The following is a 21,313-nucleotide window of genomic DNA, read 5'->3' as shown; positions in this document are numbered from 1 at the left end:
CGAACGCCTGATAGTCCCCCATCGACAGACGGCGCTTCGCCGTTGGATGGAGAGATTCATGGCTCGCAGCGCATCTCGTCTCGCCGGTTCGGTCGCCATCCTTCTCGCCGCCCAGAGCCTGGCGGCCTGCGGCTACAACACCATCCCGGAGAAACAGGAGCGGGCCGAGGCGGCCTGGGCCGACGTCCAGAGCCAGTACCAGCGCCGCGCCGACCTGATCCCCAACCTCGTCGCCACCGTCCAGGGCGCAGCGATCCAGGAGCGCACCACCCTGACCCAGGTGATCGAGGCCCGGGCCCGCGCCACGGCCGTCCAGATCACGCCAGAGACGCTCAGCGACCCGGCCGCCTTCCAGCAGTTCCAGGCCGCGCAGGGCCAGCTGACCAGCGCCCTGTCGCGCCTGCTGGTCACGGTCGAAGCCTATCCCCAGCTTCAGGCCAACCAGGGCTTTCTGCAGCTCCAGTCCCAGCTGGAAGGCACCGAGAACCGGATCACCATCGCGCGGCGCGACTACAATGAGGCGGTCCGCGACTACAATACGAGCCTGCGCACCTTCCCGACCGTGATCTGGGCCAGGACGGCCTTCTCGGGCGAGGAGCCGATGCAACTGTTCACCGCAACAGCCGAGGCGCAGACCGCGCCCCAGGTGTCGTTCAACCTTGACGGTCAGGCCGCCGCCGCGCCGGGCGGTTCCGCCCCTGCCGTCGCACCGGGCTCGACGCCACCCGCCCAGTGAACCCGTTCCGGGCACCCAGTTTGACCAGGGATTTTCGGGTCGTCGTCCTCGCCGGTCTGGCGGCGCTGCTTTCGTTCGTTCCCCAGGCCTTCGCGGCTGACCCGGCCTTCCCCGCCCTGTCAGGTCGTGTCGTCGATCAGGCGGAGTTGCTGACGCCGGCCGTCGAGGCCGCAGTTACCGCGAAACTGGCCCAGCTGGAGACGGACACGGGCGACCAGTTCGTTGTTGTCACCCTCGACAGCCTCCAGGACTATGAGATCGAGGACTACGGCAACCGGCTCGGCCGCGCCTGGGGCATCGGAAATGCGGAAAATGACAGCGGCGTCCTGCTGATCGTCGCACCGAACGAACGCAAGGTGCGGCTTGAGGTCGGCTACGGCCTCGAGCCGGTCCTGACAGACGCCTTGTCCAACCAGATCATCCAGACTGACATCCTGCCGCCCTTCCGCGACGGCGAGTATTCGCGCGGCATAGAGAGCGGGGTCGATGCCGTCATCGCCCAGTTGCGTCTGGACCCAGCAGAAGCTGCGGCCCGCGCCGCAGAGGCCGCGCCCAGCGAGGCGGGGGCGCCGGTCTTCGCGGGTCTCGTCATCGCCCTGATCTTCATCTTCCTCTTCCTGAGCCTGCTGCGAGGCATCGGCAGGAGGGGACGCAAGCGCGGCGCTCGCCGGAGCGGGATCGATCCCATCCTGATCTGGGGGGCGTCGGAAATCCTGTCGAACGCCGCGCGTGGATCGTCGCGCGGTTCGTCGAGCCGTTCCTGGGGAGGTTCGGACAGCGGCTTCGGCGGTTTCTCGGGCGGCGGCGGCAGCTTCGGCGGCGGGGGAGCCTCGGGCGGATGGTGATGCGACTGAACTCCAGCGAACATGCACGCGTCGCCGGCGCCATCGCGACGGCGGAAGCCGCCACCTCCGGCGAGATCTTCTGCGTCCTCGCGGGACGCGTTTCGAGCTATCGCGACATCAGCCTCGCCTGGGCGGCGGCGGCGGCGCTGATCCTGCCGCTCCTCATGATCCCGTTAGGGTTCGAGCCCGCCTGGTTCCCGGGGCTGGGGGACGGCTGGGAGGCCGGCCATCTGTCCGCCCTGGACCTCAACCTCGGCCGTGCGCTCGGCGTCTATGCCGTGGTGCAGGCCGCAGTGTTCGTGACGGTCTATACACTGCTCAGGATTCCCCTGCTGACACGGCTGGCGACGCCGCGTGGCGTGCGGCGCGACCGGACGCGGCAGGCGGCCATGCATCAGTTCCTGGCCCACGGCCTTCATGTCACCGAGCACCGCACCGGCGTCCTGATCTTCGCCGCCATGGCCGATCGGCAGGTGGAGGTCATCGCCGACCAGGGCATTCATTCGCGGGTCGATCAGGCGGTCTGGGCCGACGCGGTGCAGGCTCTGACCGAGGGGTTGCGCGACCGACGCGCCGCCGAGGGTTTCGAACGGGCGATCGCCCTGGTCGGCGGCGTGTTGGCCGAACATTTCCCGCCCCGGCCGCGCAATCCGAACGAAGTGCCCGATCGACTGGTCGAAATCTGACGCTCCGGACGGTCTCGCTTTTGACAGGGAATTGGCCTAGCCCGTGGCACCATGCGGCTAGTCACCTATAACGTCCATCGCTGTGTCGGAATGGACAGACGACTGGACGTCGAACGCATCGCCGGCGTGATCGCCGAGCTCGAACCCGACATCGTCTGCCTGCAGGAACTCGACGTCGGCCGCGCCCGGACCGGCGGGGTCGATCAGGCCCGCGCCATCGGGGACCGTCTGTCGATGGCCGTCCGCTTCCACCCCGCCATGCGGATCGAAGCCGAAGAATACGGCGATGCGATCCTGACCCCGCACCCGGAGACTCTCGTTCGCGTCGGCGCCCTCCCGACCGTGCGCGGCGTGCCCGGACTGGAACCGCGCGGCGCCCTTTGGGTGCGCGTCAACATCCAGGGCTTCGATATCAATGTCCTCACGACCCACCTGGGCCTGGTTCCGCGCGAGCAGCGGCTCCAGGCAGCGGCCCTGGTCGGCAAGGACTGGCTGGGTCACCCGGACTGCAAGGGACCCACGCTTCTGGCCGGCGATTTCAACGCGACCTCGATCACCCGCCCGTACCAGACCCTGGCGAAAAGCCACGCGGACTGTCAGCGCCAGCTCGGGCTCAAGCCTACCCTGAAGACCTTCCCGTCCGGCTTCCCGGCGATCCGCATCGACCACGTGTTCGTCAGCCCGGACATCAAGGTGACCGGCGTGCGCGCGCCGTTCTCACCGCTGTCACGGATGGCGTCCGACCATCTGCCCCTGGTGGTAGATTTCGAGATTCAACCCGGCGACTGAAGCCGCTGCGAGCGGTTGCGGCGCTTCCAGGGTCGCCAGGCGTCCCGCGGCGAGGTCGGATCGCCCAGCTGGAACTCGGCGACGGTCCGCTGGATCATGGACGGAGGCGTGGCACCGAGCGCAGACATGCGACCATTGCCGAATTTCTGGATCGCTCCGCCGATGGAGCCGCAGACGGCTTCGGCGGCCGAGAATTCCTCCGCCGTCACACCGATGAAGTGACCGATCGTGTGATGGCGGAAATGCCGGATGGCCGCATGCCCGGCCTCGTCCTCCGGAGCGATCGCCACGTCACATTCGGTGTCGAACCCCAGCGACCGGTTGTTCAGATTCGTCGAGCCGATGCGCAACAGGACATCGTCCACCACCGTCACCTTGGCGTGGACGATGATGCGCTCGCCATTCTTCGTATTCGGGCTGAAGGCGAAGAAGCGGTTGTGCCGGTCGGCGCTCTCCAGCCGGAACAGGACCTCGGCCCGCGCGGTGTCCATAGTCATACTGTCGAACCAGCTGGGACTGCGGCCCGTCGAGACCAGGACGATCTCCGGTCCATCCGTTTCGTCCAGGCGCTGCGCCAGGGCGTTGGCGATGATCGGCGACGTGAAATACTGGTTCTCCATGTAGATCAGCTTCCGCGCGCCCCGGATCGCCTCGAGGTGCAATCGCTCGTTCTCCCGGACCTCATGACGGCCGCCGAACCCCGGCTCCGTCCGCGCTATGCCGACCGGCGTGTTGCTGAAGTCCACCGCCAGATCATCGGGCCAGGGGTCTCCCTCGACCGTCTCCGGCACAGTCCGCTCCCAGGTGGCCTTGAACCACCGCTCCCGAGCCAGATCGCCCAGGGCCCGCGCCGCCGCTCCGCTCATCACGCACATGGTCTCATGCCGGGGCGCCGAGATGATCCCCGACGGCTGACAGCGCAGCGGATCGTCGTCCAGGTGGGCCTCGGAATCCCAGCGATCGACCGAAATGTCCCCGCCGCCGCAGAAGGCCACGGCATCGTCGATGATGATCGCCTTCTGGTGATGACAGGCGCCGATCGGGCCCGGCGTGTCCAGGCGGAACTCCACCATCCGCTTGCGGAACCAGGCCTGGGCCTTGTGCGGATAGAAGCCTTGCGACGCGGCGATCAGCAGAGGCGACTTCCAGATCAGTAGCCTGACGTCGAGCTCGGGGCGGGTCTTGACCAGCATCCGCAGCAGATGGCCGATCTCGGCCTGCCGGTCCCCGTGGCGGGTCGCCGGGTCCAGCCGCGTGCGCGGGTCGAACTGCCAGCCCAGGACCACCACCGATCGTCGTGCCTTCGACAGGGCGGACGCCAGGGCCGCGAAATAGGCGCTGTTCTCCATCAGGATCGACAGGCGGTCGGCCTGTTCGACCCGCCAGCACGTATCGCCGGGCGCCAGGAGGGCGCCAGTGTCCAGCTGCGGGCCTTGGGCGGCGTCCATGTCGGGTGTCCCTGCCGGCGTCGAAGATCGGGGCGCCCGGTTTGCAAAGACGCCCGGACCTATCTTCCGTTCCACGCCCATGGCTCGCCGGTCAATGTGGTTCCGCGGCCGGATTGCCCGGTTCGTCGAAATCAGGCATAAGACGGGTCGGAACGGGGAGTATCGCACGTGCAGGCGCTGATCGAGTTGCTGGCCGGATTCATAGCCCTGCTCGCCACGGCCGCGCTGGCCCAGTTCGGCGTTGACCTCAACAGTGCGCCCCGCCCGGATCGGGAGATCCATCGTGTCAGCGAATGCCCGGACGTTCCGGCCCAGGCTCGATTGACGACGCAACCGACGAACGACTGCTAGGTTACGGCGCTTCAAATTGACCATCGACGCCTGCCGGGCGCTTTTTTGACCCAACGGCGAGTCGATACCCGCGCAAAATGGTCTAGGGTTGAGACCGCGCGTGAATTCTGCGTCACGCGCCAGCCCACCTGAGATCCGCCCCCCATGAAGTCCCGCTCCCGGCCGCCTTTGACCCTGTCTGACCCCGAACCGGCGCCTTTGGGCGACGCGACGGCCGGACTTGAAGACGCCGCCACAGCCGCGCCCGCCCCGCAACCCGAGAGCCCACCCGAACGGCCGATGTCGGAACGCCGCCGTCGTCGCCTGCTGGAACAGCAGCGTAACGCCGCCGATCTTGAACTGCCCTCGCCTGCCGAGCTTGAACCCGCAGCCCCCGTCGCGCCTCCACCCCAGACTGCTGAACCCGCGCCTGCGGTCGAGCCCATCGCCTTTTCGATCAGCGCAGACGCCCCTCCCGCGACCTATGCGCCGCCGCCTGCGCCTGCCACGGAAACCGCGACCCTCAGACCCGCGCCGGTGCAGTCCGGCCCCTCCTACCTGATCGCCGGCGTCGCCGCCGCCCTGTGGATTGCCGGCGTCGCCTCCTGGGCCGCCTATGAGGTCGGCTCCGGCGCTGTCTCCTCCGATCCCCTGCGGCTGGCGATCTACGCCCTGATCGCCCTCGCCCCCGCCGGTCTTGCCATCATGCTGGCCCACGCCGTGCGTCAGGGCGCCGGTCTGGCGTCCGAGACCCGTCGCGCCCGTGAGCTTGCCGAGGCGCTCGTCGCCCCGACGGCCCTCGCCGCCCAGCAGACCGGCCATGTGCTCTCGGCTCTGCGCAACGACATCGACCAGGCCGCGCTGGCCGCCGAGCGCGCGCGCAACGACATGGCCCTTTTGCGCGAAGCCCTGTCGATGGAGACGAACCGCCTGAACGAGGCCGCCGAGGCGGCCGGTCGCACCGCGCGTCGCCTGACCGAGTCCCTTGGTCGCGAGCGCGACGAGATGACCGCCCTCGGCGGCCGCCTTGATGGACAGGCCTCCGGCGTGCTCGACGCCGTGGAGCGCCAGTCGCGCCTCATTGTCGACGCGTCGGACCTCGCACAGACCCAGCTTCGCGAAGCCGAAGCCGCCCTCGCCGCCCGCGCTGCCGATCTCGCGGCCGCCGCCGGGGAGGCCCAGGACGCCGCCAGAATGGCGGCCGACGACCTGGCGCGCCAGACCCTGCGCCTCGAGAACGCCGGCACGGGCGTCGCCGAACAGATCCAGTCCGTCGAAGAGGGTCTGGGACAGCAGCGCGCCGCCCTGGTCACCGCCGCCTATGCGCTGCGCACCGACCAGGAGGACTTCTCGGCCCAGGTCGAAAGCCAGCGCGCCCAGCTGACTGAACAGCTGTCGGCGGCCCGCAGCGCGACCGGCGATCTCAGCGAGACCTCGGTCAAGGCGACCGAAGGCCTGCGCGACCTGGTCGAGGCCGCAACGGACCAGTTCCGCGCCCTCGTGGACCTGTCCCAGCGCGAGGCAGACAGCTTCGATGCGGCCACCAAACTGTCTCTCGACCGCTTCGAGGCCCTGGCCGCCGAGGCCCGTGACACCCTGGTCGAGGAAACGCGCCGCACCCTCGCTGTGCTTAAGGCTACCGCTGAAGAGAGCCGGGCCGCCGCCGACGGTGCCGCAAGTCAGGCCCAGATCCGCGCCGACCGCCTCGGAGAGGCGCTGTTCGACGCCGCCCAGAAGGCGGACATGGCGGCCGACGCCCGTGTCGAGGGCGCCCGCCGGATCGTGGGCGAGACCGTTCACCTGGTGGACCAGGCCGGCGAGCGGGCGATCGAGAAGCTGGAAACCACCCTGTCCCGCATGACCCAGGCCCTCGCCGAGGTCGACGCCGCCATCGGCGATCTGGATGACCGCGCCTCGCGCCTGCCGGAAGAAGCCCGCGCGCGCGCCGAGGCGGTCCGCGTGACGGTCGAGGAAGGCCTCGCCGCCCTCGGCGCCGCCTCTCGCAAGGCCGCCGAGGACACCGAGGCGCTGGACGCCGGTTTCCAGGAACGGGTCCGCCGCAACTACGACATGCTGACCGAGGCCGTTCGTTTGATGGGGGTCGTCTCCGGCGACGGCGGCGCGCCGATCCGTCGACGCGAGCCCCTGGCCGAACCCGCACCGGCCACCGAGCGTCGTTCGCCGCCGGCGGACACGGATCGCGTCTTCGGCCTGCGCGGCCGCATGCAGCTGGCGACCGCCGAAGACGATCCCGGCGCCCGTCCCACACCTCCCGCCAGGGACCGGCTTGACTGGAGCGATCTCGTCGATGACGGTCCGGGCGATCCGCCGCTTGACCTCGATACGCCGGTCATGCCTGCCGACGACGGCGCGCTGACCGACCGGATCACCGCCGCAATTCGGCGCATGGGGGTTGATCCTAACGCCCTGCTGCCGCGCTCGCGTGTCGAGGAGGCGGCGTCCGCTTTCGCCGGCCGCGACCCGGACCGGGCCCGTCAGATCGTCCGCCGCGTCGCCCCGGCCGCGGTCCGCAGCGTCTCGCGCCGGGTCATGAGCGACCCCGAGTTGCGCGCAGACGCCGAACGCTATGTGCGCGCTTTCGCCGGTCGCCTGAGCAACGAAGCCCGGGCCGGCGCAGCGGCGGTTCTGGCCGTGCTCGCGACCGACGCGGGACGGGCCTTCATGCTGCTCGATGCGGCGGTAGGTGATCTCGCCTGATGGGTGAAATCACCCTCTCAAACCGTCCGGCGCGCGGTTTTGACTTGACGAGATCGTCCGCTTGCGGACACCGTCCGGCCGCTGTCACAACGTTGTCACGCGCCTAGCAGGGTTCATGCTCGACACCATCGCCGAGAACCAACCGGACCGTAGGCCCGCGATCCTGGTCTGTGTCTATGAGACGGCCGATCCCCTCTGGAACGCCCTCGACAGTGATACCGACTGGGCCCCTCCCGGCGCGCGTCTGCGCCCGTTGGGCCCTGGCGAACCCGCCGTTCTCGCCGACCGGATCAACTGCGAACTCGATGAGGCGGATTGCAGCGCCGTCCTGCTCGTCGGCCGGACCCGCAAGAGCGACGGCTTCCGCGTCCAGATGCGGGCTGAAAATCGCGCCCTGACCGGCGGAAAGAAACTCTCGGAGACAGGCCCCAGCCTCGCGCGCGCCACCGCACCCGTGGCCGAAATGGTTCGCGCACTGAACGATGCCGGCCTCAGCGCCGATGCGACCTCGGACAGTGAAGACGATGCAGGCTCCTATCTGCTCTATCGCGTTCTGACGTCCCTGCAGGATGACGTCGATGCGCCGGCCGTGGGTCTGCTGCGGGCTCCCTCGACGGTAGACGAAGCCCAGCTTCGGCTAGGCATCCAGACCGCCGCAACGGCCATGGCACGACACCTGTCGCCCTTGCCGCGCACCCGCCTCGGCTAGATCCCGCCAATCCGGCGCAGACGCCAGCCCAGCAGCAGGCCGATCACGGCCAGTCCGCTCATGGCCAGATAGCCCAACACCCCCACGCGGTCATACAGCGGCCCGGCCGCCAGGGTCGCCAAACCGATAAGGATGCCGGCCGCCATAACGGAGTTCAGGGTCTGGGCGGCGGTATGCCCGCCGGGCGGGGCCAGTTTTTCGATGATCTGCACCCCCGCCAGATAGGTAGCCGCGAAGGTCAGGGCGTGGAGCGCCTGCAGCGGCCAGAGCATCCACAGGGCCGGGGCGAAGGCCATCGCGGTCCAGCGTACCACGGCCGCGATACCGCCGAGGGTCAGGATCGTCCATGGTCCGATCCCGCGCCGCTTCCGCCACGGCTCGACCCACCACATGAAGGCGATCTCGACCACGACCGAGACGGCCCACAGCAGGCCGGTCATCGTCTCGCTGATACCCTGAGCTTTCCAGGCGATGGCTGAGAAGCCGTAGTAGAAGCCGTGGGTGGCCTGGACCGCGCCGATGGCCAGGACGGCGGTCATGAAGACCGGATCGACGGCCAACCGGGTCAATCCGGCCAACCGTTCGCGTCCCGCAAGCTTCGGCCCCTCGGTAACCGGATCGGCGGGCAGCAGGGTCGCGGCCGTCAATGCGACCAGGGCCCCGGCGACGGCGATCCAGACGATCACCCAATCCGCCGATCCCCGCGTCAGGATCGCGCCCATGATCACATTGGCGGCGACGAAGGCCGCAGAGCCGCACCCTCGCGGCCAGGCGAAATCGAACCCGTGACGTCGCGCGACCTGGAGCGACAGAACGTCGCTGAGCGGGATCAATCCGGCCATGGCGGTGGCGGCGACGAACCACACGAATCCCTGCAGCCAGACTCCCTCCGTCAGGCCGGCCCCCGCATAGGCCAGACCGAGGACCAGTCCCAGGATGGCGATCGGCGAGCGACGCCGCCGGAAGCCGTCCGCCCACACCGCGATGGCCGGTCCAGTGATCAGGCGGGCCAGCATCGGGGCCGCCAGAAGCACACCGATCTCGGCGCCCGAGAATCCCTGGGCGCGAAACCACAATCCCGCGAACGGCAGGCTCACGCCGTTGGCGCCGAAGAGCAACACATACTGCAGGGCCATGCGCCGTGACGGATTCATGGACCATCCGATAGCAGACGGCGACGGATGCGTGGGCTACGGTCAGCGAATGACTCGGAATCGTCACCTTGCCGTCTTCGCAGCGTTCAACGGCGCGATGGCGGTGGCTGTGGGCGCCTTCGCGGCGCACGGGGCGGGGCCGGAGATCAAGACCCTGCTGACTACCGGCGCCTCCTACCAGCTGGCCCATGCCCTGTTGGCCCTGATCTGCGCCGTTTCCCCGATCGATCGTCCGGCGGCCGCGGCCGGCTGGCTGGCTTCGTCGGGGGGTCTGATCTTTTGTCTCGCCCTGGCCTTGCTCGGCTTGCTCAGCCTGCCCGTGCTGGGCGCGGTCGCTCCGATCGGCGGGGTGCTGATGATCGCCGGCTGGCTGATGTTTGCCTTCGCCGCTTTCCGGTCACAATCCGTAAACGCTTGATCCCTTAGCTGAAAGCTCCGACCACCGAATGGCTTTTCCCGTGACCGAGACGCCCCGACGCGAGCTTTATCCCGAGCTCGAGCCCTTTGCGTCCGGCTGGATGCAGACCGGAAGCGCCCACGAGATCTACTACGAGGAATGTGGAAATCCGCAGGGAAAGCCCGCGCTCGTTCTGCACGGCGGCCCTGGCGGGGCGGTGAACCCCGGAATGCGGCGCTATTTCGATCCCGCCATCTACCGCATCGTCATGTTCGACCAACGTGGCTGCGGAAAGTCGCGGCCGAACGCCTCTCTCGAAGACAACACGACCTGGACCCTGATCGATGACATCGAGCGGCTGCGCGAACGCTGCGGCATCGACAAATGGACGGTCTTCGGCGGCTCCTGGGGTTCAACCCTGTCGATGGCCTACGCCATCACCCACCCGGAACGGGTCGACGCCCTGATCCTGCGCGGCATCTTCCTGCTGACGAAGAAGGAGCTGCACTGGTTCTACCAGGACGGCGCCTCGATGATCTTCCCCGATGCCTGGGAGCGGTTCGTCGCCCCGATCCCCGAAGATGAGCGCCACGACCTGATGGGCGCGTATTACAAGCGCCTGACCGGTGACGACCGGGCCGAGCGCGAGCGCTGCGCCATCGCCTGGTCCAGCTGGGAGGGCGAGACGGTCAGCGTGGAGGGCCCGGCCGCCCGCCCGGACAAGTTCGCCGAACCCGACTTCGCCGTCGCCTTCGCCCGCATCGAGTGCTGGTATTTCGTCAACGGCGGTTTCTTCCCCGAAGAAGGCTGGCTGCTGAAGAACATCGGCCGGATCCGCCATATCCCGACCTGGATCGCCCAGGGCCGGTTCGACGTGGTCACCCCGATCGCCAGCGCGTGGGCCCTGCACCGCGCCTTCCCGGACGCGAAGCTGGATGTCGTCCCCGACGCCGGTCACGCCTCGACGGAGCCGGGCATCGTCGACAGTCTGGTCCGGGCGACAGACTGGGCCGCCACACTCTAGGCACTGGACCGGATCCGGGCGGAGGGCCCGGATCAGCCGAAGCTGAAGGCCGCGTGCACGGCTGTCCGGGTCCGGACGGAAAACACCCTGACGAAGCGGACGAAACGGACGAGCCCGGGACCGGGGTCGGCTGAACTTTTGAAAGATCGGCGCGGGGCAACGGAATCCTCGCCGCAAGGCGCAAGCCTGGCTGCGGAATACCTTCTCCAGAAGGCGCCGATCAGATCAGGCCGTGGCCCTTGGGCAGCTCGGTGTACCGATGCACCCGCACGGCCATGACCAGGCCGAAGCCGATCATCACCGTCAACATGACGGTCCCGCCATAGCTGAGCAGCGGCATCGGCACGCCCACCACCGGCGCCAGCCCCATGACCATGGCTCCGTTGATCAGGACATACAGGGCGAAGGTCGCAGTCACGCCGGCCGCCCCCATCCGCCCGAAATGGCTATGCGACAGGGAGGCGATGCGGAAGGCGATCAGGATGATGGCCAGATAGCAGAGCAGGATCGAGAAAGAGCCGACGAAGCCGAACTCTTCGGACAGGGCCGCGAAGGCGAAGTCGGTGTGTTTCTCCGGCAGGAACTCCAGCTGGCTCTGGCTGCCGAGGCCATAGCCTTTGCCCAGAAGGCCTCCGGATCCGAGGGCGATCTTGGACTGGGTGATGTGATAGCCGGTTCCGGACGGGTCACTCTCGGGCGACAGGAAGGTCAGGACCCGGTTGCGCTGATAGCCGTGCATGCCGAACAGGACATAGAAGGGCACCGCGATGGCGGTCGGGATGGTCACTGCGGCGATGACCTTCCAGTCCAGGCCGGCGATGAACATCATGGCCGCTCCCGTCAGACCGATCAGCATGGCGGTGCCCAGATCCGGCTGGTGCGCCACCAACAGGAAGGGCGCGGCTATGATCGCGACCGGATAGATGAGCTTCCAGCTGAGCCGCGCATCCTTGGCCGAAGCGCCGTGGTAGTAACGGGCGAGCGCCAGCACCACGCCGATCTTCATGATTTCAGACGGCTGGAAGCTGATCGGCCCGATCTCAAGCCAGCGGGTCGCCCCCATCCGCGTATCCCCGGCCACCTCGACCGCGACGAGCAAAAGAAGGGCGACTGCATAGACCGGATAGGCCGCCCCGAACCACAGGCGCAGGGGAACCAGCGACAGGCCGAGCATCATGACCAGACAGAAGCCGAAGCGGATCACATGGTTCGTCGCCCACGGCTCCCACGACCCTCCGGCGACCGAATACATCATGGCGCCGCCCGTGCCCCCGACGATGCACAGCAAGGCGGCGAAGCGCCAGTCGATCTGGCCGAACTTGACCGACAGACGGTCGCGCTCGCCCGGGCGGGTCAGGGCCGAGGATGTCATTGCGGCTCCGACAGATAGGGTTGCGGGCCAGTGGTGGCGCGAGGCGCGGCGGGAGCGGTCTGTGTCGGCGGCGCGACCGCAGGTTCCGGCGCGGCCCCGATCTCGCCTTCGTCCAGTTGCGGGCCGGTGGCCTCGGGCGGCGGCGGGCGGGTGATCCGCTCGCGCATCTCCGGATCCTTCAGAAGGACGGTCCGCATGACCTCGCGGGCGCGGGGAGCGCCGGCCGTGCCCCCGCCCCGCCCGCCATGTTCGATAATGACGACGACGGCGTAGCGCGGCGCATCGACCGGCGCGAAGGCGATGAACAGGTTATGGTCCTTCTGCGACCAGATGTTCGAGCGACGGCTGCCGGACCCATAGTTCCGCGTCTGGGCTGTACCGGTCTTGCCGGCCATCTGGATGTCGCCGAGGCCGAGCTGGGACTGGCGATAGGCAGTGCCCGACCGGTCGTTGGCCACAGCGATCATGCCGCCCCGGACGATGTCCAGATGCTCGACACTGAACGGCAGGTCGGGGACCTCGGCGCCCGAGGGTCGATCGACGCCGCCGACAGACTTGATCAGACGGGGCTGGATCGCCTTGCGGCCATTGGCCAGTCGGGACGTATAGACCGCCAGCTGAAGGGCGTTGACGGTGACCGCCCCCTGTCCGATCGCGACCGAGGTCGTCTCGCCGGGGTGCCAGACTGGATCGCGCGGGAAGGTCCGGCGCTTCCATTCCGTGGACGGCAGCATGCCCTTGCGCTGGTTGTCGACGCCGATGTCGAACTCGTGCTCGAAGCCCAGTTTCATCGCAGTGTCGCGGATCAGGTCGACGCCCGCGCGATTGCACATCGTGTAGAAATAGATGTCGCAGGAGTTCTTGATCGCATTGTGCATGTCCTGTGAGCCATGACGGCCCCAGCAACGTTGGCCGGTGCGAAAGACGCCGCTGCAGTTCACGCGATCGGCCGGATTCACGCCGGCCGCCAGCAGGGCCAGGGCGGTGGCCGGTTTGAAGGTCGAGCCCGGCGGGAAGGTGCCGTTGATCGTCTTGTCCAGCAGCGGCTTGCGCTCATAGTCCGCGAGCGCTCGATAGGTGCGGGTCGGCACGCCCGAAACGAACAGGTTCGGATCGAACGACGGCGCCGACATCATGCACAGGATGTCGCCGTTGCGGACGTCCATGACCACGCAGGCGCCGCTTTCGTCGCCGAACACTTCCAGCGCACGGTTCTGGACGTCGGCATCGAGGGTCAGGACCACATCCTTGCCGGGGACGGCAGGACGCGAGCCGCCGATGTCCTCGGCCACGACGCGACCCCGCGCATCGACCTCGACACGGTTGCCGCCGGCCTCCCCGCGCAGGTCCGCGTCCAGGGCCTTCTCGACCCCGGAACGGCCGATGCGGAAGCCCGGGTTGAACAGGATCTGCGGCGGCTCCTCGCCCCGGTCGCGGATGGCCTGGATGTCGCGGTCCGAGACCTTGGCGACATAGCCGATCACATGGGCGAAGGCGCCGGTGTACGGGTAGAAGCGCGCCTCGTTCATGTCCGCCATGACGCCCGGAAGCTCGGGCGAATAAAGGTTGACCCTGGCGAATTCCTCCCAGGTCAGGTCGCTCTTGATCGGGACGGGGCTGAACCGGGGGGCGGCGTTGACGTCGCGGATGATGGCCCGGCGACGGTCGAGCGTGTCGGGCAGCAGGCGGCCGAGCAGATCCAGCGTCTGGTCCAGATCCCGGGTCTCGTCGCGCACGACGAGCACGCGGAAACTGGGCCGGTTGCCGGCGATGGTCACGCCGTTGCGGTCGAGGATGCGCCCGCGCGGCGGCGGGACGAGGCGGAAGTTGAACTGGTTCTGGCTGGCGAGGGTCGAGTATTCCTGGGCCTGAACCACCTGCAACTGGGCCAGACGTATGGTCAGGGCGGTGGCGCCCAGCGCCGTCAGCCCGCCGACCACGAACGTCCGGCGCAGGAACGAACCCTGACGTTCGTTCACGTCCGAGAAGAAGATCGAAGGTTCGCCGCTCATCCTGCTTCGCTCCTCGAAGGAGCTTCGCAGGACTGGATCAATCCTTCGTAGCCTTGGCGGAGTAGGATCATCGGAACCGCACGTCGCCATCATCGAACCGCTGGATCATCCAGTCGGCCGCCGGGAAAAGAAGCAGGGTCGGTACGACCTGTCCGAGGAGAGACAGCAGGCTGGGCGCCCGGCCCGCATCCAGTGTGACCACAAGATAGGCCACGATGAAGGCGGCCAGAACGCAGAGGGCATACCAGACGAAAAGAACCTGGGTTTCCTGACCGGCCAGCAAGTTCCGCGAAGCGAGGACGACGCCGTAGACGCTCAACAGGCACAGCGGCCAGAGGCCCAGGGTTCCTCCCCAGAACATGTCCAGGAACAGGCCGAGGCCGAACAGAACGGCAGGGGCGACCATCGAGGGACGGATCAACGGCCAGGCGAAGGCCAGGGTCAGCGGCAGGACAGGCTCGGGCAGCTTCAGGCCGAACAGTTCGACCGGCGTCGCCAGAAGTACGGTCAGAGCGATAGCGACGAACGCGGGATAGAGGACCCACTGGGTCGGCCCGACCACGCGCATGGCGACGGCCCGTCTCACTCGGCGGGTCCAGGTTGCACGCCGGGCGTTGCGGCGGAAGCCGCGCGGTCACGCCGGGCAGCGGCGTCGCCGATGGCCGCGGCGGCCTCGGCAGTCGGAGCGGGCGCTGCGCCCAGACCGGCGAGCGGCGGAGCGTTCAGGGCGTCGGGCGTCACGAGCTGACCAAAGTCCTGGAACAGCATGACCCGGACGTAGTCGATCGCGCCCCGGTCGCTGAACAGCTTGACCCGCCAGGACCCGTCGATGCCGCGCGCGGCCACGCCGATGGGAAGGCCGCGCGGGAAGCCGCCGCCGTCGCCGGAGCTCAGAATACGGTCGCCGGCCTGAACCGCGTCCTGGCCGCGCACGAACTCAAGCCGCGGATTGCCCGATCCGTCGCCTGTCAGCATGGCGCGGGCGTCGGTGCGGTCGATCAGGACCGGGGTGCGCGAAGCCACGTCTGTCAGAAGCAGCATCCGGCTGACCCCGCCGGTCGCGCCGACGATCCGCCCGACCAGACCGTCCTCGTTGATCACCGGATTGCCGATGCGGACGCCCCTGGACGTTCCTGCGTCGAGCAGCCGGGCGTTGATGAAGGGGCCCCGCGATTCCGAGATCGAGCGCGCCGTGGCCATGGCCACGGGTGGCTCCGTCCGCAGGCCGAGCATGGCCTCGTATCGACCGTTGACGTTCTTGAGGGCGATGGCCTGGTCGCGCCAGGGCCGCAGCTCTTCCAGCTCGGCGCGCAGGCGGCGGTTCTCCGAAACGGCGAAGAAATAGCCCTTCACATAGTCGGTCGCGTTGCCGGCCCAGCGCACGGGCCAGGCCAGAAGGCCGTTCACGGGACCGGCGCCGGCGTCGAAGCCAGCGCGAACGGGGCCATAGCTGTCGCCCTCGGCATCATGACGGCGGTCGGCCAGGATCATGACGATCGAGGCGATGATGGCGACCACAGTCACAACCGCGGCGGTCCACGCCAGCGGCACTTTCAGTGACTCAAACGGTCCGTCGCGAAACGCCACGGCCTAGCCTTCCAATAGAGGTCAGAATCGGCGGGACGCCACCCGCCGCTGTATGCAGCCTATCGCAAAAACCGGGCCAGTTTGAAACCGGCGATTACGCCGGAATCACAAGGATTTGCGGTAACGCCCGAACCCGGGCCTAGAGGGCCGAGTCAAGGACGCCCTTCATCCAGCGCGGATGCTCGAGAACGCGGCCGCAACCGATGGCGACGCAGGACAGCGGATCGTCGGCGACCGAGACCGGCAGGCCCGTGTGATCGCGGATCTCGGCGTCCAGGCCCCGCAACAGGGCGCCGCCGCCCGTCAGCATGATGCCCTTGTCAGCGATGTCGGCGGCCAGTTCCGGAGGCGTGGCCTCCAGGGCGACCTTCACCGCGTCGATGATCTGCGAGACGGGTTCTGCGAGAGCTTCAGCAGCCTGGCGTTCCGAGATACGGACCTCGCGGGGCACGCCCTGCATCAGGTCGCGGCCCTTGACCTCGATCGACAGGCCTTCACCGTCGGCCGGGATGCGGGCGGTGCCGATGTCCTTCTTGATGCGCTCGGCGGTCGTCTCGCCGATCAGCAGGTTATGGTTGCGGCGCATGTAGCTGATGATGGAGTCGTCCATCTTGTCGCCGCCGACGCGGACGGACCGCGAATAGACGATGCCCGACAGGGACAGAACGGCGACCTCGGTCGTGCCGCCGCCGATGTCGACGACCATGGAGCCGGTCGGCTCGTGGATCGGCAGGCCGGCGCCGATCGCGGCGGCCATAGGCTCGTCGATCAGGCCCACGCGGCGGGCCGAGGCGTTCAGGCAGGAATCGTTGATCGCGCGACGCTCGACCGCCGTGGCGCCCGAGGGCACGCAGACGATGATCTTGGGGTTCACGAAGCCCTTGCGATTATGAACCTTGCGAATGAAGTGTTTGATCATCTCCTCGGCGACTTCGAAGTCGGCGATGACCCCGTCCCGCATCGGGCGAATGGCTTCCATGTGACCGGGGGTGCGGCCCAGCATCTGCTTGGCCTCGATGCCCACGGCGTGCACGATCTTCCGGCCACCGACGTTGCGCAGGGCGACCACGGACGGTTCGTTCAGAACGATGCCCTTGCCCTTCATATAGATGAGGGTGTTGGCGGTCCCGAGGTCCATCGCGATGTCGTTCGAGATGGCGCCGAAGAGGGAGAAGCTCATGGGGGTCGAATACCGTTCGGTTGGGGCCTTCAAGGCGCTGCAGTTCGACCGGTTTCGGCGACGCCCCATCCGGCGCGTATCCCCATACGCCTCGGATTTCCTGATCGTCCTCGCCTGACCGGCCGTGGCCCGTTTGCCCGCATGGGCAGGCGAATACAAGCCCCGTCGCCTCCCGAACGACCGCTTCCGATCACGACCCGGTGACGGCCCCGCCTGGGTTTCCGCGATGTCCGACCTCTGAAGGTTAGTCGGCCGCCCCGCCCGCCCGTTCGCGACGCCTGACGAGCTCGCGCACGCCCAGCATCAGACCCATCCAGACCACAGCGACACCGGCCAGAATGAGCGAGGTCCAGACGCCGTCGCCGCTGACCGCCGCGACAACCGCCCCGCCGAAGAAGGCGACCAGCGCCGTCTTCGGCAGGACGCCCAGGGCGCATCCGGCCAGAAACGCCGGGAAGGACGCGCGGGTCGCGCCAAAGGCCATGTTGACGACGATGAAGGGTGCCGACGGAACGTTGCGGATCATGAAGCTGGCGTAGAAGGCGTTCTTGCCGACGAACCGCTTCAGCCGGTCCATCGTGGCTCCGCCGAACCGGTCCAGCATCCGCGCCGTCGGTCCCCGGCCCAGCCAGTAGGTCACGCCCGCCGAGGCCACCGTCGCCGCCCAGCTGTAGATGAAGCCCAGCGAGGGCCCGAAGGCCACGACACAGGCCGCGATCAGGATGAATTGCGGCGCGCCGATGAAGGCCGCGACCACGAACAGGACCACCGTCGCGGCGAAGGCCCAGGGACTGCCGCGATAGCCCTGCAGCCAGCCCTCGAGGTTTTCCTCTGCCGCCAGCCCGAACTGGCTCTTGCCCAGCGCCAACAGGCCCACGGTCGCGCCCAGCAACAGCGCCGCCGCCAGCGCCGTGCGCCACCGCCGGCCCTCCATGTTGAGGATGAAGTCGAGGATGGGTTTCATGGCTTCAGGGCCGTGGCGCGAAGGGCTGGACCGTCCATTCGGAGACCATCCATTCGCTAAGGGATGGGTCCCAGATCCAAGTCTGACTGAAGTCGGCCGAGAAGCCCTGCTCCTGTCCCTCCGCATTCGCTTCGGAATAGCGAGCTTGGCCGGTCACCACCACGCGCCGAGCGTCAAGCGCGTCGTAGGTCGCGGGGTAGAAGCGAAGGCTCGGATGCTCCCGCAGACGGGCGATCACGAATTCAGCGACGTTCATGTCACGCCCCTGCTGCGTCGCGACGACCTCGCCGCCCCAGTTGAGCCGGGGCGAGCCGTTAGACCCGAGGTAATTTTGCCAGGCGTAGCGATCCAGCGGATCCAGATCAGGCCTCGGCCGCCCGTCGCGGATCTGGTCGAAGACCGTCGCAGCCGCGACCCGGTCGCCTTTCAGCGCCATGCAGGTCGCGATGAGGGTGACGACGTTTCTCTGCCGATCCAGGTCGAGACCCTGGCAATGCGGCTGAGCCTTCAACGTTTGCTCCGCCGCGAAGAAGGCGAAGCGCGTGGTCAGGGCCCCGTCGCAGGCGCTCTCGGTCCGACGCCTGACCGGTTCGGATTGCCATCGGGTGACTGGGCTGTTGGTCATCTCCACCGTCGAATTCCATGCATGCAGGCAGATGGCCGGCGCACTGTTGGGCGTCGAGGCAGACGTGGGTTCAACCAGCCGGCGGTCGGCGAATTCGGCCCGGGCTATCACCTCGTCCCAGATGGCGGGGCTGACCGGTGCTTCCAGACGCGCGCCGCCGGAGCCGTAGACCACCGACATAGGCCCACCGCCGGGTCTGCGCTCGAACACCAGGGCAGGCATGTCCCGGCCGTAGCCGTCGACGAAAAAGACCCGATACGATTCAACGCCCGCTGCGGCGTCTTCCTCCGCCGTTACCATGCCAAGGTTCGCCAACAATTCGGCGCGCATCGCAGGTGCGCAGATGTCGCGGTTGTTGTCGTCCAGACAGGTCCGGTCCGACACGGTCTGGGCAGCGAGAAGAGTGGCGCTCAGCAAGGCGATCAGCATGACGCAACTCCATAGAAGATTTTGCCGACGGCTCCATTTGCACGCGTGACGCCCCGCCCGTAAACAGCCTGTCTCCCCCCGAACGAGACTCGCCCATGTCGCAACTGCAATCCGCCGCCCTCGCCCGCGTCCAGCCGTCCGCCACCCTCGCGGTCACCGCCAAGGCCCGTGAGCTCAAGCGCGCCGGTCGCGACATCATCGGCCTGGGCGCCGGCGAGCCGGACTTCGACACCCCTGACAACATCAAGGCCGCCGCCATCGCCGCCATCCAGCGCGGCGAGACCAAATACACCGACGTCGACGGCACGCCTGAGCTTAAGGCGGCGATCGTCGCCAAGTTCGCGCGCGAGAACGGCCTGACCTACACGGCGGCCCAGATCCACGTCGCCTCGGGCGGCAAGCCGGTGATCTACAACGCCTTCGTCGCCACCCTGAACGCCGGCGACGAGGTCATCGTGCCGGCCCCCTACTGGGTCTCCTATCCCGACATGGTCCTTCTGGCAGGCGGCGAGCCCGTGTTCGTCACGGGCGAGGAGTCGGACGGCTTCAAGCTGCGGCCCGAGGTGCTGGAGGCCGCGATCACGCCCCGGACCAAGTGGCTGATCCTCAACTCGCCGTCCAACCCGACCGGCGCCGCCTACACCCGGGCCGAGCTGAGCGCCCTGGCCGACGTTCTGCGTCGCCATCCGCACGTCTGGGTCCTGACCGACGACATGTACGAGCACCTGACCTACGGCGAGTTCGAATACACGACGATCGCCCAGATCGCTCCGGACCTCTACGACCGCACCCTGACGGTCAACGGCGTGTCCAAGGCCTATGCCATGACCGGCTGGCGGATCGGCTATGCGGGCGGTCCCAAGCCCCTGATCGACCTGATGCGCAAGGTGGCCAGCCAGACGACGTCCAACCCCTCCTCCATCAGCCAGGCGGCCGCTGTCGAGGCCCTGAACGGGCCGCAGGACTTCATCGCCGAGCGCGGTCAGGCGTTCGAACGCCGCCGCGACCTGGTCGTGTCGATGCTGAACCAGGCGACCGGAATTCGCTGCCCCAACCCGGAGGGCGCCTTCTATGTCTATCCCTCGATCGAGGGCCTGATCGGCAAGGCGACCGAGGGCGGCGTGATCATCGACAGCGACGAAACCTTCGCCTCGGCCCTGCTGGAAGCCGAGGGCGTGGCCGTGGTGCACGGCGAGGCCTTCGGCCTAAGCCCCTATTTCCGCATCAGCTACGCCACGTCGGAGTCGGTGCTGGAAGAGGCCTGCAGCCGCATTCAGAGGTTCACCGCCTCGCTGCGCTAGGCCGCGCGGCTCACCGCGAAGTCCGCCAGGCCTTCCAGCGCGTCGCGCCAGAGGCCGGCGGGCAGGACGGCCAGCGCCGCCTTGGCCGCGTCGGCGTATTCGTCGGCGGCGTCCAGCGTCGAGGCCAAGGCGCCCGTGCCGATGACCAATTCACGGGCCCGGCGGAAGTCGTCTTCCGTCCGCTCGCCCTTGTTGATGGTCCGCTCCCAGAAGGCGTCCTCGCGTCCGCGCGTGCGGGCCACGGCCAGCAGCAACGGCAGGGTCGCCTTGCCCTCGCGGAAATCATCGCCGGCGTTCTTGCCGAGGGCCTCGGACGAGCCGCCGTAGTCGAGGGCGTCGTCGGCCAGCTGGAAGGCCAGGCCCAGATTGAGGCCGAAGGACCGTACGGCGGACGTGGTCTTCTCATCCGCCCCGATGCCGACCGCACCGGCCTCGGCGGCGGCGGCGAACAGTTCTGCGGTCTTGGCCGAGATGATCCGCAGATAGGTTTCCTGATCCAGGTTCAGGTCATGGGCGCGGGTCAGCTGCAGCACCTCGCCCTGGGCGATCACGCTGGAGGCCTGGGCCAGGATGCCGAGCGCACGGAGCTGTCCGGTCTCGACCATCAGTTCGAAGGCGCGGGCGAACAGGAAGTCGCCGACCAGGACGCTGGTGGCGGATCCCCAGATCAGGTGGGCCGCAACCTTGCCCCGCCGACGCTCCGACCCGTCCACGACATCGTCGTGCAACAGGGTGGCGGTGTGGATGAACTCGACCGAGGCGGCCAGCTTCACCGGGTTGGCCAGATCGACGTCCGGCATGGCGGCCGTCGCGGCGCGGGCGGCTGCGATGGTCAGCAGCGGACGCAGCCGCTTTCCGCCCGCCGCGATAATGTGTTCGGCCAGCAGGGGAATGACCGGCACGGGGGACTGCATGCGGTTGATAATCAGCGCATCGACCGCAGCCATATCGACCCGGGCCAGTGCGGCCAGGGCCTCCACGTCGCCCTGGGCCCGGGGGGCCTTGGC

Annotated in this window: 20 protein-coding genes; 10 read left to right on the top strand and 10 right to left on the bottom strand. The window is 68.1% G+C overall.

Going from position 1 to position 21,313, the window contains the following annotated elements:
* The first annotated feature begins 58 nt into the window (after window positions 1-58).
* The 4 genes from Q0044_RS15730 to Q0044_RS15715 are packed head-to-tail and all read left to right on the top strand — an operon-like array spanning window position 59 to window position 3,056.
* Window positions 59-736, top strand: coding sequence for a LemA family protein (locus Q0044_RS15730; RefSeq protein WP_298163412.1), 678 nt, complete (start codon window positions 59-61; stop codon window positions 734-736).
* A gap of 20 nt (window positions 737-756) precedes the next feature.
* The gene (locus Q0044_RS15725; RefSeq protein ID WP_298163411.1) at window positions 757-1,581 is read left to right on the top strand and encodes a TPM domain-containing protein; all 825 of its coding nucleotides are present in this window, start codon (window positions 757-759) and stop codon (window positions 1,579-1,581) included.
* Entirely contained in the window at window positions 1,575-2,267 is a 693-nt protein-coding gene (locus tag Q0044_RS15720) for a TPM domain-containing protein (RefSeq protein WP_298163409.1), read from the top strand. Before Q0044_RS15725 ends, Q0044_RS15720 begins: the two co-directional genes overlap by 7 nt.
* A 51-nt stretch (window positions 2,268-2,318) precedes the next feature.
* Entirely contained in the window at window positions 2,319-3,056 is a 738-nt protein-coding gene (locus Q0044_RS15715; RefSeq protein ID WP_298163407.1) for an endonuclease/exonuclease/phosphatase family protein, read from the top strand.
* Here Q0044_RS15715 and Q0044_RS15710 read toward each other — a convergent pair.
* Window positions 3,041-4,504 carry a phospholipase D-like domain-containing protein gene (locus tag Q0044_RS15710; RefSeq protein ID WP_298163406.1) on the bottom strand — a complete coding sequence of 488 codons (1,464 nt, stop codon included), beginning with the start codon at window positions 4,502-4,504 and terminating at the stop codon, window positions 3,041-3,043. The two genes, Q0044_RS15715 and Q0044_RS15710, sit on opposite strands and share 16 nt — an antisense overlap.
* Window positions 4,505-4,672: 168 nt before the next feature.
* On the opposite strand from Q0044_RS15710, the gene Q0044_RS15705 reads away from it, so the two are divergent.
* The 3 genes from Q0044_RS15705 to Q0044_RS15695 all read left to right on the top strand — a co-directional run bounded on the left by Q0044_RS15705 (window position 4,673) and on the right by Q0044_RS15695 (window position 8,261).
* Window positions 4,673-4,855, top strand: coding sequence for a hypothetical protein (locus tag Q0044_RS15705; protein WP_298163405.1), 183 nt, complete (start codon window positions 4,673-4,675; stop codon window positions 4,853-4,855).
* Between the two features lie 144 nt (window positions 4,856-4,999).
* Window positions 5,000-7,552 carry a tipN gene (locus Q0044_RS15700; RefSeq protein WP_298163404.1) on the top strand — a complete coding sequence of 851 codons (2,553 nt, stop codon included), beginning with the start codon at window positions 5,000-5,002 and terminating at the stop codon, window positions 7,550-7,552.
* Between the two features lie 115 nt (window positions 7,553-7,667).
* The gene (locus tag Q0044_RS15695) at window positions 7,668-8,261 is read left to right on the top strand and encodes a C15 family peptidase (RefSeq protein WP_298163403.1); all 594 of its coding nucleotides are present in this window, start codon (window positions 7,668-7,670) and stop codon (window positions 8,259-8,261) included.
* On the opposite strand, the gene Q0044_RS15690 is transcribed toward Q0044_RS15695, so the two are convergent.
* Entirely contained in the window at window positions 8,258-9,415 is a 1,158-nt protein-coding gene (locus Q0044_RS15690; protein WP_298163402.1) for an MFS transporter, read from the bottom strand. The genes Q0044_RS15695 and Q0044_RS15690 overlap by 4 nt on opposite strands.
* 49 nt (window positions 9,416-9,464) lie before the next feature.
* On the opposite strand from Q0044_RS15690, the gene Q0044_RS15685 reads away from it, so the two are divergent.
* Together Q0044_RS15685 and pip are read left to right on the top strand one after the other, a co-directional pair.
* Window positions 9,465-9,833, top strand: coding sequence for a DUF423 domain-containing protein (locus Q0044_RS15685; protein WP_298163401.1), 369 nt, complete (start codon window positions 9,465-9,467; stop codon window positions 9,831-9,833).
* Window positions 9,834-9,861: 28 nt separating this feature from the next.
* Window positions 9,862-10,836 (top strand): prolyl aminopeptidase, encoded by a 975-nt coding sequence (gene pip, locus Q0044_RS15680; protein ID WP_298163399.1) that lies wholly within the window; start codon window positions 9,862-9,864, stop codon window positions 10,834-10,836.
* A gap of 220 nt (window positions 10,837-11,056) precedes the next feature.
* Here pip and rodA read toward each other — a convergent pair whose 3' ends face one another.
* From rodA to Q0044_RS15645, 7 genes are all read right to left on the bottom strand, one after another.
* Entirely contained in the window at window positions 11,057-12,208 is a 1,152-nt protein-coding gene (gene rodA / locus Q0044_RS15675) for a rod shape-determining protein RodA (RefSeq protein ID WP_298163398.1), read from the bottom strand.
* Entirely contained in the window at window positions 12,205-14,220 is a 2,016-nt protein-coding gene (gene mrdA, locus Q0044_RS15670; RefSeq protein ID WP_298163397.1) for a penicillin-binding protein 2, read from the bottom strand. The genes rodA and mrdA overlap by 4 nt, the downstream gene beginning before the upstream one ends.
* A gap of 67 nt (window positions 14,221-14,287) precedes the next feature.
* Window positions 14,288-14,806 carry a hypothetical protein gene (locus Q0044_RS15665; protein WP_298163396.1) on the bottom strand — a complete coding sequence of 173 codons (519 nt, stop codon included), beginning with the start codon at window positions 14,804-14,806 and terminating at the stop codon, window positions 14,288-14,290.
* Window positions 14,803-15,744: a rod shape-determining protein MreC gene (mreC, locus tag Q0044_RS15660; protein ID WP_524536188.1), complete on the bottom strand. Its 942-nt coding sequence runs from the start codon at window positions 15,742-15,744 to the stop codon at window positions 14,803-14,805. The genes Q0044_RS15665 and mreC overlap by 4 nt, the downstream gene beginning before the upstream one ends.
* Window positions 15,745-15,946: 202 nt before the next feature.
* Entirely contained in the window at window positions 15,947-16,987 is a 1,041-nt protein-coding gene (locus tag Q0044_RS15655; RefSeq protein ID WP_013269710.1) for a rod shape-determining protein, read from the bottom strand.
* Window positions 16,988-17,231: 244 nt separating this feature from the next.
* Window positions 17,232-17,951 carry a TVP38/TMEM64 family protein gene (locus tag Q0044_RS15650; protein WP_298163393.1) on the bottom strand — a complete coding sequence of 240 codons (720 nt, stop codon included), beginning with the start codon at window positions 17,949-17,951 and terminating at the stop codon, window positions 17,232-17,234.
* Between the two features lie 4 nt (window positions 17,952-17,955).
* Window positions 17,956-18,960, bottom strand: coding sequence for a hypothetical protein (locus tag Q0044_RS15645; RefSeq protein WP_298163392.1), 1,005 nt, complete (start codon window positions 18,958-18,960; stop codon window positions 17,956-17,958).
* 140 nt (window positions 18,961-19,100) lie between these two features.
* Here Q0044_RS15645 and Q0044_RS15640 point away from each other — a divergent pair, with 140 nt between their 5' ends.
* Complete coding sequence (locus Q0044_RS15640) at window positions 19,101-20,306, top strand: pyridoxal phosphate-dependent aminotransferase (RefSeq protein WP_298163391.1); 1,206 nt, start codon at window positions 19,101-19,103, stop codon at window positions 20,304-20,306.
* On the opposite strand, the gene Q0044_RS15635 is transcribed toward Q0044_RS15640, so the two are convergent.
* Complete coding sequence (locus Q0044_RS15635) at window positions 20,303-21,286, bottom strand: polyprenyl synthetase family protein (protein ID WP_366941135.1); 984 nt, start codon at window positions 21,284-21,286, stop codon at window positions 20,303-20,305. The two genes, Q0044_RS15640 and Q0044_RS15635, sit on opposite strands and share 4 nt — an antisense overlap.
* Window positions 21,287-21,313: the final 27 nt, after the last annotated feature.

It is taken from the genome of Brevundimonas sp. (assembly GCF_027484365.1).
Classification (GTDB): domain Bacteria; phylum Pseudomonadota; class Alphaproteobacteria; order Caulobacterales; family Caulobacteraceae; genus Brevundimonas.
Note: the sequence above shows the minus strand (reverse complement) of the source record. Positions and strands in the feature narration are given on the sequence as shown.

Bases quoted from the DNA above. Each gene is read 5' to 3' on its own strand.
- Q0044_RS15730 (WP_298163412.1), top strand. From the start codon at position 59: ATGGCTCGCAGCGCATCTCGTCTCGCCGGTTCGGTCGCCATCCTTCTC.
- Q0044_RS15720 (WP_298163409.1), top strand. From the start codon at position 1,575: ATGGTGATGCGACTGAACTCCAGCGAACATGCACGCGTCGCCGGCGCC.
- Q0044_RS15715 (WP_298163407.1), top strand. From the start codon at position 2,319: ATGCGGCTAGTCACCTATAACGTCCATCGCTGTGTCGGAATGGACAGA.
- Q0044_RS15710 (WP_298163406.1), bottom strand. From the start codon at position 4,504: ATGGACGCCGCCCAAGGCCCGCAGCTGGACACTGGCGCCCTCCTGGCG.
- Q0044_RS15700 (WP_298163404.1), top strand. From the start codon at position 5,000: ATGAAGTCCCGCTCCCGGCCGCCTTTGACCCTGTCTGACCCCGAACCG.
- Q0044_RS15695 (WP_298163403.1), top strand. From the start codon at position 7,668: ATGCTCGACACCATCGCCGAGAACCAACCGGACCGTAGGCCCGCGATC.
- Q0044_RS15690 (WP_298163402.1), bottom strand. From the start codon at position 9,415: ATGAATCCGTCACGGCGCATGGCCCTGCAGTATGTGTTGCTCTTCGGC.
- Q0044_RS15685 (WP_298163401.1), top strand. From the start codon at position 9,465: ATGACTCGGAATCGTCACCTTGCCGTCTTCGCAGCGTTCAACGGCGCG.
- pip (WP_298163399.1), top strand. From the start codon at position 9,862: ATGGCTTTTCCCGTGACCGAGACGCCCCGACGCGAGCTTTATCCCGAG.
- rodA (WP_298163398.1), bottom strand. From the start codon at position 12,208: ATGACATCCTCGGCCCTGACCCGCCCGGGCGAGCGCGACCGTCTGTCG.
- mrdA (WP_298163397.1), bottom strand. From the start codon at position 14,220: ATGAGCGGCGAACCTTCGATCTTCTTCTCGGACGTGAACGAACGTCAG.
- Q0044_RS15655 (WP_013269710.1), bottom strand. From the start codon at position 16,987: ATGAGCTTCTCCCTCTTCGGCGCCATCTCGAACGACATCGCGATGGAC.
- Q0044_RS15650 (WP_298163393.1), bottom strand. From the start codon at position 17,951: ATGAAACCCATCCTCGACTTCATCCTCAACATGGAGGGCCGGCGGTGG.
- Q0044_RS15640 (WP_298163391.1), top strand. From the start codon at position 19,101: ATGTCGCAACTGCAATCCGCCGCCCTCGCCCGCGTCCAGCCGTCCGCC.